We start from the raw sequence: 9,905 nt of genomic DNA, 5'->3' as shown, positions 1-9,905 counted from the left end.
GGGTGGGAGTGGCCGTGGGCTTGGAGGTGGCCGTGGACGTGGCGGTCGGGGAGGCGGTCGGCGTGGGCGTCGGCGACGAGGCCGTCGGACGGCCGGTCGGCTCGGGGGTCGCGCCGTCGTCCGCCGAGCACTTGGCGTTGTCGATGAGACAACTGGTCGGCTGGCCCGTGCCGTTGACCACGAAGCCGACGGTGACCGACTCGCCGGCCGCGAGACCGTCCGTGTCCCACTTCGGCGGCTTCACGGTGACGCGCTGCCCGCTCACGCTCGACTCGGCGTTCCACAGCGAGCTGAGCTTGGAGCCGGACGGCAGGTCGAACTCCAGCGTCCAGTCCTTCTTCGTGGCACCGGTGGTGTTGGTGACGACGTACTGCGCGGTGTACCCCGTCGACCACTCGCTGGTTCTCGTGTAGGCCGCGCCGACGCTCGCCGCCTGGGCGATTCCGGTCAGCATGATCGCGCCGCCACCGACGACCGCGGCGGCGACCGCTCCGCCGATCACCTTGTTCCTCTTGCTGATCCTGCGCCGGTGCGTGCTCATCGCGTGCCTGCTTTCGCCGTACGGGGGTGGGGTGCGGCAGCACGCTAGCGATCCGGAACCCGGCAAAACGCCTGATCCGGACGGGGGTTGGCGATCTTAGGGTGCGCTTAAGGGAGGGATCGGGAACGGTTAAAGGTAGAGACCAATTTCCCGCGCCTACGCCGTCGTACGGCTCCCCGATGCCCCTTGCGCTCCGGCTCCCGCCCGTCCAACTGGATCCAGATCCGCACCTCGGTGCCGCCGAGCATCGAGGACCCGATCCGTACGTCCCCGCCGGTCGCCTCGGCGAGCCGGCGCACGATGTCCAGGCCGAGCCCGGTCGACCCGGCGCTGCCGGAGCCGCGCCCGCGGGCCATCGCCGCCTCGGGGTCGCGTATGCCCGAGCCCGCGTCCGAGACGAGCACGATCACCGCGTCCTCGCTGTTGTGCACGTCGACCGCGAAGGCCGTGCCCTCGGGGGTGTGCCGGAACACGTTGCCGAGCAGCGCGTCGAGGGCGGCGACCAGGTCGGCCCTGGCGACGGGTATCCGCACCGGCCGCTCCACCCCGGCGACCCGCACCTTGCGGCCCTCGTCCTCGGCGAGCGCGGACCAGAACCGCATCCGCTCACGCACCACCTCGGCCGCGTCGCACCCGGCACCGGGCCCGGCCGCCACGGTCTGCGGCTTGGCCTCGCGCGCGGTCCGGATGATCGTGTCGACCTCCCGCTCCAGCTGCGCGACAGCGGTCCGCGTCTGCTCGGCGGCGGGCCCGTCCCCGAGCGAGGCCGCGTTGAGCCGCAGCACGGTGAGGGGTGTGCGGAGGCGGTGCGACAAGTCGGCCGCCAATTCCCTTTCGTTCGCCAGCAGTTGTACGACCTGGTCGGCCATGGAGTTGAACGCGACCGCCGCGAGCCGCAGTTCGGTCGGCCCCTCCTCGGGCACCCGCGCCCCCAGCTTCCCCTCCCCCAGTTCGTGCGCGCCCTCGACCAGGCGCTGCGCGGGCTGCACCATCCGTACGCCCAGCCGGTCGGCGACCGCGACGGAACCGACGATCAGCGCGATGCCGACCCCGGCGAGAACCGCCCAGGCCGTGCCCACACCGTTGCTCACCTCCGACTCCGGGACGAAGACCTCGACGACGGATATCTCGCCGGAGCTGAGCGCGACCGGCTGAAGCAGGACGGAACCGCCGGGCACCTCGGTGGTGGAGGCGCGGCCCAGCTTCCGTACGGTCGCGATGTCCTTGCCGGCAGCGCGTTGCAGCCCGATGTCGACGGCGGCCTTCCCGTCCCCGGCCGGTATGTGGACGGCCATCCCGGAGTCCGCGCCCGCGGAGGCGACGACCTTCTCCAGCTGGTCCCGGTCCGTGGTGATGGACAGCGCGGGGGCGACGGCGGCGGCCTCCCGCTCGGCGTTCGAGAAGGCGCGGTCACGGGCCATCTCCTTGATGACCAGGCCCAGCGGCACCGCGAAGGCGACGACGACCATCGCCGCGATCGCCAGACAGACCCTGACCAGCGCCCACCTCATCGCAGCGACTCCGCTCCCGGTGGCTCCAGCTTCACGCCGACACCCCGCAGGGTGTGCAGATAGCGCGGCTGAGCCGCCGTCTCCCCCAACTTCCTTCGCAGCCACGACAGATGGACATCGATGGTCTGGTCGTCGCCGTACGACTGCTGCCACACCTCGGCGAGGAGTTCCTTGCGCGGTACGACGACACCGGGGCGCCCGGCGAGGAAGGCGAGCAGGTCGAACTCGCGGCGGGTGAGGTCGAGTCGGACGCCGTCCAGCTCTGCCTGGCGGCGCAACGGGTCGACGGTGAGGCCGCCGACGCGGATGACCGTCGACGGGGGTGTCTCGCCGGTGGTGGCACGGGAGCGCCGTAGAACCGCGGACATGCGGGCGGACAGGTGGTCGACCGAGAAGGGCTTGGTGAGGTAGTCGTCCGCGCCCGCGTTGAGCAACCGGACGATCTCGCTCTCGTCGTCCCGAGCCGTGGCGATGATCACCGGGACATCCGTGATCCCGCGCAGCATCTTCAGCGCCTCGGACCCGTCCAGGTCGGGCAGTCCGAGGTCCAGGATGACCACGTCGAAACGGAAATGGGCGACCTCGCGCAGGGCCTCAAGGGCCGTACCGACACTGCGCACCGTGTGCGCGGCATCGGTCAGATGCCGGATGAGGGCCGAGCGCACGAACTGGTCGTCCTCGACCACGAGCACACTTGCCATGCGCCGCACCGTACGCCATGCGGGCGACCCGTATCCGGGCCTGTGGACAACTCCCGCCTGTGGACAACCGGTGGGACATCGACGGGACACCTGTGGGGCGCGTGAGGCAGTATGGCGGCGATGCCCAGAGGACTCGTCAACGGATTCGTGCACGTGCTGGCCTGGTCGCTCGCCACCGGCGCGGCCGTCACGCTGTCCTGGTGGGGCGTTCACACGGTCATGACGGGCACGGCCTACGACCCGCCGCGCGCCCTGCCCATCACGGCGGCCGGCGCGACCGCACAGGCGGCCCAGCCACCGGCCTCGGCACCGGTTCACGCCGAGTCGTCACTGAGCCCGTCGAGCACCCCGACACCGACCCGCAGCCCCAGCCCGAGCGCCACAAAGACGGCGACCACGAGCCCGTCCCCCTCTCCTTCCGCCTCCGGCCAGGTCAAGAGTTACGCCACGGACGGCGGGCGGGTGGTGCTCGAACTCGACACCTCACCGGCCTATGTGACGCTCGTGTCGGCGACGCCGGGTACGGGCTGGTCGATGCAGGTGTGGAAGACGGATTCGTGGCTCCGGGTGGAGTTCACCAAGGGCACGGGCAAGGTGTCGGTGATCTGCACGTGGCACGACGGGGCGCCGCGGGTGGATGTGGGCAACTACTGAGTTTTTCCGGGTGTGTTGCTCCCGCTAGCGGAACACGGACGGGGGCGGTGCCGGTGAGGCGACCGCCGCCGCGTCCGTCACGGGTGCGGCTCCGCCGGTGAAGTCGGTGAGTTCCTTGCCGTGTTCGAGCCGGCCGGGGTGCGGGTCGGAGGCGGCGCGCCGGGTCAACTCGGCGAGCGGCAGCGGGTGGTCGGAGGCGACGAGCACCGCGTTGCCGAACCGCTTGCCGCGCAGGACGGTCGGGTCGGCGATCAGCGCGCGTTCCGCGAACCGGGCGGCCACGGTGGCGATCTGGCCGCGGAGGTGGGCGAGCGGGGGCCCGTCGGCGAGATTCGCGGCGTAGCACCCACCGGGTCTGAGCGCCCGGCGCACCTCGTCGAGGAACTCGGTCGAGGTGAGGTGGGCGGGCGTACGGGCCCCGCTGAACACATCCGCCACGACGAGATCGGCCCACCCCTCGGGCACCTTCGCGAGCCCCGCGCGGGCGTCGGCCGACCGCACCCGGATCCGCGCGTTCGGGTCCAACGGCAGCTCCCGCCGGACCAGTTGGACCAGCGCCGCGTCGAACTCGACGACCTGCTGGGTGGATCGGGGCCGGGTGGCGGCGACATACCGGGCGAGCGTGAGGGCGCCCCCGCCGAGGTGCACGACGTGGATGGGCTTCCCGGCCGGCGCGACGAGGTCGATGACGTGCCCGAGCCGCCGCTGGTACTCGAAGGACAGGTACGCCGGGTCGTCGAGATCGACGTACGACTGCGGCGCCCCGTCGATCAGCAGCGTCCAGGCACGCGCGCGTTCCCGGTCGGGTATGAGCTCGGCGAGCCCACCGTCGACGCCCTCGACGACGGCTTCGGCGGTGCCGGCACCACGCCGGATGTTCCTGGACTTTCCCATTGGCCCATTATCGAGGGCTTGGGGCGGTACGGCGCGCCCGGCATCGACGGGGGTGTGCGGGCGGGTAGGGGCGAAGGGCGGTCAGGTACAGCCGTCCGCCGCCTCGATCAACCGAGCCGCCTCACCCAGCGCGGCCCGCAGGACCTCCGGGTCGGTCGCGAGGTCGGCGTTACCGGGGGGCAGCAGCCAGTCGGAGCCCTCGACGGGCGGCTCGGGGTCAGGGGCGAGGCGCAGCCCCCGGCCGTTGGTCTCCGTACACGTGCTGCCCGGCATGTCCCACGCCGCCGCCGTGCCCGGCGGTACCAGGAAGCCGAGTGTGTCGTCGCCGTCGTCGTGCAGGACGGGGCCGACCCCGTCGCACGCGCCGCGCCGCAGGATGTCGACCGCCTCAAGACCCTGCCGCGTCGGCACCGTCACCAGGTCGCAGGCCGAGTCCACGAACGGTGGCGCACTGCACTCCGCGCTCGGCATTCGAGGATCGACGCTCTGCCTGGTCTCCATCCCGGTCTCCACCACGGAACCCCTCCTTGGACGAGCGGGACGGGAGTCGGGTGGCTCCCGGTCCACGGAGTTCAACGCGTTGAAGCGTCAACGGCTACGGCACAAGTCAGCCGCAAAGGATGGCAGTTCATGGCAGATCGCGGATGAGATATCCGGTTTGTAGCCAAACCCCGCGTGGCGGGTCATGCACAGCAGGTACGTTCTTGCCCGCTGGAAACAGGGCGTCACTCAACAAGTCACCCTGAATCCGGCATGGTTCGACGGTTCGCACGAGAGGACCCGGCCATGGCGTCGTCAATGGTGACCCCGTCCCCGTTCCCCCAACCACCGAGACCCAATCTCGCCTTCCGGCGGCTGCGCGGACAGCGCTCACCGGCGGAGTTCGCCGCGGCCGTACGCCGGTCCGCGCGGGAGATCGGCGAGCGGGTCAGCTGCGACGCGCGCTACGTAGGCCGCGTCGAGGCCGGTGAGATCCGTTGTCCCAACTACGCGTACGAACGGGTGTTCCTGCACATGTTCCCCGGCCGCACGCTCGCCGACCTCGGCTTCGCGCCCCGCTCGTCCGTACGCGGACGCGGGGCGCGCGCCGCCGAGGACACGCCCCCCGCACACCTCACAAGCCCGGCCTACATCACGGATGAGGCGGCCAGGACCGGTGAGACGCAGGACGTGTACGAGCCGTATGACACGCAGGACCCGTACGACACGCACGAGAACCACGAGAACCACGAGGAGAGCGACGTGCTGCGTCGCGCATTCATGAGAGGCGGCACCGTCACGGTGGCCGCAGGCACGCTGGGCCCCCTGGGGCTCACCCTGGACGCCGTGGCAACGGAACGTTCCGTCCGCCGCCCCGGTACGAGCGAGGCGGGCGCCCTGGAAGAGGCCGTCCGCAGAATCCGGCTGCTCGACGACCGGCACGGCGCCGACGGCCTCTACCGGCGCGCGGCGGCCCCGCTGCGCGCCGCCTACGCCCTGCTCGACGCGGGCACCACCCGGCAGTCGGTCGCCGAGAGACTGCACTCCGGAGCGGGTGAACTCGCCATCTCGGTGGGCTGGTTGGCCCACGACTCCGGCCGCTTCGACGACGCCCGCTCGCACTACGCGGAGGCCCTCGCGACCGCCCGGATGACCGGCGACGCCGGCCTTGAGGCACACGCCTTCTGCAATACGGCGTTCCTCGCGCGGGACGCCGGACGCCCGCGCGAGGCGGTGCGCGCCGCGCAGGCCGCGCAGCGCGTCGGAGGCCCGCTGGGTTCCGCGCGCCTGATGTCGCTGCTCGCGCTGCGCGAGGCGGGCGGCTGGGCGGGGCTCGCCGATCGCACCGGTTGCGAGCAGGCGCTGGCCCGTGCGCAGGCCCTCTTCGAGCGGGGCCACTCGGACGCCGACCCCGAGTGGATGAGCTTCTACGGAGAGGCCGAACTGGAGGGGCTTGAGGCGCAGTGCTGGTCCACCCTGGGCGACTGGCCTCGTGCCGCCCGTCACGCACGGCGTGCGGCGCATCTTCAGGACCCGCATTTCACTCGGAACATCGCGCTGTACATGGCCGAGCTTGCGGATGACCTCGCGCGGGGTGGCCGTCCGGATGAGGCGGCTACCGCGGGGATGCGGGTGCTTGATCTTTTGGACCTGGTGCAGTCGTCGCGGATTCAGACGATGTTGGCGGGGACGGCGAGGGTGCTGTTGCCTCACAAGAGGGCGTCGGGTGTATCGACCTTCCTGGAGAGGCACTCAGGCCTGCCCAGAACAGCGGCCTAGCTGCAGGGCCTTTGGTTTTTAGGGGCGCGGGGAACTGCGCGACCAGCCCCCACCGGCCCGCAGTCGCACTACAAGACCAGGTGCCCCACGTCGTTCCAGCTCTCGATCGCCGGGTCGCCGTAGGCCCAGCCCAGGACCGACAGGGACGTCGGATTGAGCCGTATCCGTGCCGCGAAGTCGATCGGCAGGCCGAGCCAGCGCGCGCCGATCGAGCGCAGGATGTGGCCGTGGGCGAAGACCAGGACGTCGCGGTCCTCGGCGCGGGCCCAGGTGACGACCTCGTCCGCGCGGGCGGTGACCTCGGCGAGGGTCTCCCCTTCGGGGACGCCGTCGCGCCAGATGAGCCAGTCGGGGCGTGCGGAACGGATCTCCTCCGGGGTCATGCCCTCGTAGGCGCCGTAGTCCCACTCCATGAGGGTGTCCCAGGGGGTCGCGCGGTCGCCGAAGCCGGCCAGTTCGCAGGTCTCACGCGCGCGTGCCAGCGGGCTGGTGCGGACCTCCACCCCGGGGAGGCCGTCGAAGGGGGCCCGGTGCAGTCGCTCGCCCAGCACCTTGGCGCCGCGTCGGCCCTCTTCGAGGAGCGGGACGTCGGTCCTGCCGGTGTGCTTCCCGGACAGCGACCATTCGGTCTGTCCGTGCCGGGCCAGCAGGATGCGCGGTGCCATGAGGGACCCTTCCGGGAGAAAACGCGAGGCGGGTCACTCCATCATCGCGCACCCTTGAGAAGGGCAACCCGGGGGGCGATCTCTGCGTCTTTGAGGTCCGGGGGCGCCGGAAACAGGGCGCGCACATACGCCGTAAAGTGTTCCGACCGGGCTATCGGGAAGCCGGACCACGGGGCAGCGCACCAGAACAGAAGGGGGAGGGCGATCGGATGCCGCAGACCGAGACACCAGGCATCGAGGCGGACCGCCGAGCCCGGCTGCGCTGGTGGACCGAGCTGCCGCTGATCCTCATGGTGTACGCCTCGTACTCGGCGGGCCGGCTGCTGGCCCGGGGTGACACGGCGAGCGCCGTGGACCACGGACTGGCGATCCTGCGCGTCGAGAAGGTCCTGCACATCAACGCCGAGCACCCGCTCAACCGCCTCTTCACGCGCGAGTCCTGGCTCGGCATCCCGGCGGACTTCTGGTATGCGTCGCTGCACTACCTGATCACGCCCGTGATCCTGATCTGGCTGTTCCGGTCGCGCTCCCAGGTCTACCGCGCGGCCCGCACCTGGCTGATGACGTCCACGTTCATCGGCCTGATCGGCTTCACCCTCCTCCCGACCTGCCCGCCCCGGCTGCTCTCCCCGGACTACGGCTTCGTCGACACGATGGCCAAGTACAGCTCGTACGGCTGGTGGGGCGGCGACGCGAGCGCGCCGCGCGGCCTCGGCGGCATGACGAACCAGTACGCGGCGATGCCGAGCCTGCACTGCGGCTGGGCGCTGTGGTGCGGTGTGATGCTCTGGCGCTACGGCGGGACGCGGCTGACCAAGGTCGTCGGGGTCGCCTATCCGCTGCTGACGGCGATCGTGGTCATGGGCACCGCGAACCACTACCTCCTCGACGCGGTCGCGGGCGTGGTCGTGATGGGGCTCGGGTTCCTGCTGGCGCCGCAGGTGATGAAGGCCGCGGACCGGCTCAGGGCGCGGTTCGAGGGGCGCGGATCGCTTGTCGCGGCGCGGTCGCGCGACGCCGCTCGGGACGCTTCCCGCAGTGCCTCCCGTGACGCCTCTCGTGGCTCAGAAACCTCAATTGTCAGTGGCGGATGCCAGACTTCGGCGGGTGAGCGAATTCCACGGCAGCGCGAGTCGCAGCTCGGTACCGGAGCCGAGCCGGGTGCCTCCCCCACGGACGCGGGGGACGGCGCTCCGGCAACGGCTCGCTGAGCTGCGCGGCCCGGACGTCCCGGCCAAGGCGCTGGACGCGCGCGCCCTCGCGGCGCTGGCAGCGAACCCGGGCTGCAAGCGGCGGGCGATCCTGGACGGCGCGGGGGTGAACAAGGCGGTGCTGGCCGACGCGCTCGGCTCGCCGTCGTCCTTCGGGCAGTCCCAGTTCGCCTTCATGCGGGGCAACGCGTTCGAGGCCCGGGTCAAGGCGGACGGCGGCGCGGAGCTGCTGCGGCTGGTGCACGAGAAGCTGGACCCGGGCGCCGAGCCGCCGACCCGCGCGCGGGTGCCCGGTCTGGACGCGATCGGCCCCGAGGGGCGCGCGGCCCGTACGGCTCTCGCGCTGCGCGAGGCCACCGAGGCCGCCGCCTGGACCCTGCTCGACCACCCGATGCTCGCCCTCGACGTGGCGGGGTCGCCGGCCTTCCTGGAGCCGGACGCGGTCGTCGCGCACCCGGACGGCAGTTGGACGGTCGTGGAGATCAAGTCCTTCCCGATGCTGGACGGTTCGGCGGACCCGGCGAAGGTGGGCGCGGCGGCCCGCCAGTCGGCGGTGTACGTGCTGGCGCTGGAAGAGGTCGCGGCCAGGCTGGATCCCGTTCCCCGGGTCCGGCACCGCATCCTCCTGGTCTGCCCGAAGGACTTCTCGAACCTGCCCACCGCGTCCGCCGTCGACGTCCGCAAGCAACGCGCGGTCACCGGCCGCCAGTTGGCCCGCCTCACCCGTATCGAGGACATCGCCGACACCCTTCCCGAGGGCACCTGCTTCGCCCCCGACCGCCCGGCCGCCGAGCTGACGGCCGCCGTCGAGTCGGTCCCCGCGGCCTACGCCCCCGAATGCCTGGCCGCCTGCGAACTCGCCTTCCACTGCCGCGACCACTCCCGCACCTCCGGCGCGGTCACCGCCCTCGGCCGCTCCCTCCGCGCCGACCTCGGCGACCTGACCACGGTCGACGAGGTCCTGGCAGCGGCCCACGGAGAGGCAGGCGACCCGGACGACCCGGCGGTGGCGGCGCTGCGGAGGGCGGCGGAGCTGCGGGCCGAAGCCCTGGAGAACGCGTCCGCGCTGAGAGACGCGGCTGAGCTGCGCGGGCAGGCGGCGGGGAGTGCGGCCGAGTTGCCATTGGAGGCGCTGGGGACTGCGACGGGCGGTGGGGCGCGGTGACTGTGATCCTTTTCGGCACGGTCGCCGCCCCGGCGCGACACGCGATGACGGCAGACCTGTGCGCCGTCGCCGCTGCCCCGGCGCGACATGCGACGACCACAATCCCGCGCGGCACCCTCGCCGCCACGGCGCGACGCATGACCGCCGCGAGCCCGTGTGCCGTCGCCGCCGCGACACGACACCCGATGACCGCGACGCTGGACGCCGCCATCGCCGACCCGGCGCGACCCGCGACGAGCCCGATCCCGCACACCCCCGACACGCCGGCACCACACCGCCGGCCGACACCTAGCGCCCCGCACAC

General features: G+C 72.1%; 10 protein-coding genes and 1 pseudogene. 5 read left to right on the top strand and 6 right to left on the bottom strand.

All coding sequences use genetic code 11. The features are described from left to right. The 3 genes from AC31A1_RS38785 to AC31A1_RS38775 form a co-directional block, all read right to left on the bottom strand. A partial coding sequence (locus AC31A1_RS38785; protein ID WP_489657782.1) for a cellulose binding domain-containing protein occupies window positions 1-541 on the bottom strand: 541 nt, incomplete at its 3' end. 107 nt (window positions 542-648) lie between these two features. Beyond that, complete coding sequence (locus AC31A1_RS38780) at window positions 649-2,052, bottom strand: HAMP domain-containing sensor histidine kinase (protein WP_489657781.1); 1,404 nt, start codon at window positions 2,050-2,052, stop codon at window positions 649-651. Then, entirely contained in the window at window positions 2,049-2,753 is a 705-nt protein-coding gene (locus AC31A1_RS38775; protein ID WP_489657780.1) for a response regulator transcription factor, read from the bottom strand. The genes AC31A1_RS38780 and AC31A1_RS38775 overlap by 4 nt, the downstream gene beginning before the upstream one ends. Before the next feature lie 111 nt (window positions 2,754-2,864). Between AC31A1_RS38775 and AC31A1_RS38770 the strand changes: the two genes are divergently transcribed. After that, window positions 2,865-3,407: a hypothetical protein gene (locus tag AC31A1_RS38770; protein ID WP_489657779.1), complete on the top strand. Its 543-nt coding sequence runs from the start codon at window positions 2,865-2,867 to the stop codon at window positions 3,405-3,407. 24 nt (window positions 3,408-3,431) lie between these two features. On the opposite strand, the gene AC31A1_RS38765 is transcribed toward AC31A1_RS38770, so the two are convergent. Together AC31A1_RS38765 and AC31A1_RS38760 are read right to left on the bottom strand one after the other, a co-directional pair. Then, window positions 3,432-4,301: a spermidine synthase gene (locus AC31A1_RS38765; RefSeq protein ID WP_489657778.1), complete on the bottom strand. Its 870-nt coding sequence runs from the start codon at window positions 4,299-4,301 to the stop codon at window positions 3,432-3,434. An 81-nt stretch (window positions 4,302-4,382) separates the two neighbouring features. Further along, a complete protein-coding gene (locus tag AC31A1_RS38760; protein ID WP_489657777.1) occupies window positions 4,383-4,817 on the bottom strand; it encodes a hypothetical protein in 435 nt (144 codons plus the stop codon). A gap of 270 nt (window positions 4,818-5,087) precedes the next feature. Between AC31A1_RS38760 and AC31A1_RS38755 the strand changes: the two genes are divergently transcribed. After that, the gene (locus AC31A1_RS38755) at window positions 5,088-6,560 is read left to right on the top strand and encodes an NsdA family TPR-like regulatory protein (RefSeq protein WP_489657776.1); all 1,473 of its coding nucleotides are present in this window, start codon (window positions 5,088-5,090) and stop codon (window positions 6,558-6,560) included. A gap of 68 nt (window positions 6,561-6,628) precedes the next feature. Here the strand turns inward: AC31A1_RS38755 and AC31A1_RS38750 are convergent, their stop codons facing one another. Continuing rightward, complete coding sequence (locus AC31A1_RS38750) at window positions 6,629-7,225, bottom strand: histidine phosphatase family protein (protein ID WP_489657775.1); 597 nt, start codon at window positions 7,223-7,225, stop codon at window positions 6,629-6,631. A gap of 209 nt (window positions 7,226-7,434) precedes the next feature. Between AC31A1_RS38750 and AC31A1_RS38745 the strand changes: the two genes are divergently transcribed. The 3 genes and pseudogenes from AC31A1_RS38745 to AC31A1_RS38735 all read left to right on the top strand — a co-directional run. Then, entirely contained in the window at window positions 7,435-8,436 is a 1,002-nt protein-coding gene (locus AC31A1_RS38745) for a phosphatase PAP2 family protein (RefSeq protein ID WP_489657774.1), read from the top strand. Next, window positions 8,387-9,601: a hypothetical protein gene (locus tag AC31A1_RS38740; protein WP_489657783.1), complete on the top strand. Its 1,215-nt coding sequence runs from the start codon at window positions 8,387-8,389 to the stop codon at window positions 9,599-9,601. The genes AC31A1_RS38745 and AC31A1_RS38740 overlap by 50 nt, the downstream gene beginning before the upstream one ends. Next, window positions 9,598-9,905: pseudogene (locus tag AC31A1_RS38735) on the top strand (hypothetical protein); the annotation flags it as partial. The gene AC31A1_RS38740 and the pseudogene AC31A1_RS38735, both read left to right, overlap by 4 nt.

This window comes from Streptomyces sp. P5F9, from assembly GCF_057961495.1.
Note: the sequence above shows the minus strand (reverse complement) of the source record. Positions and strands in the feature narration are given on the sequence as shown.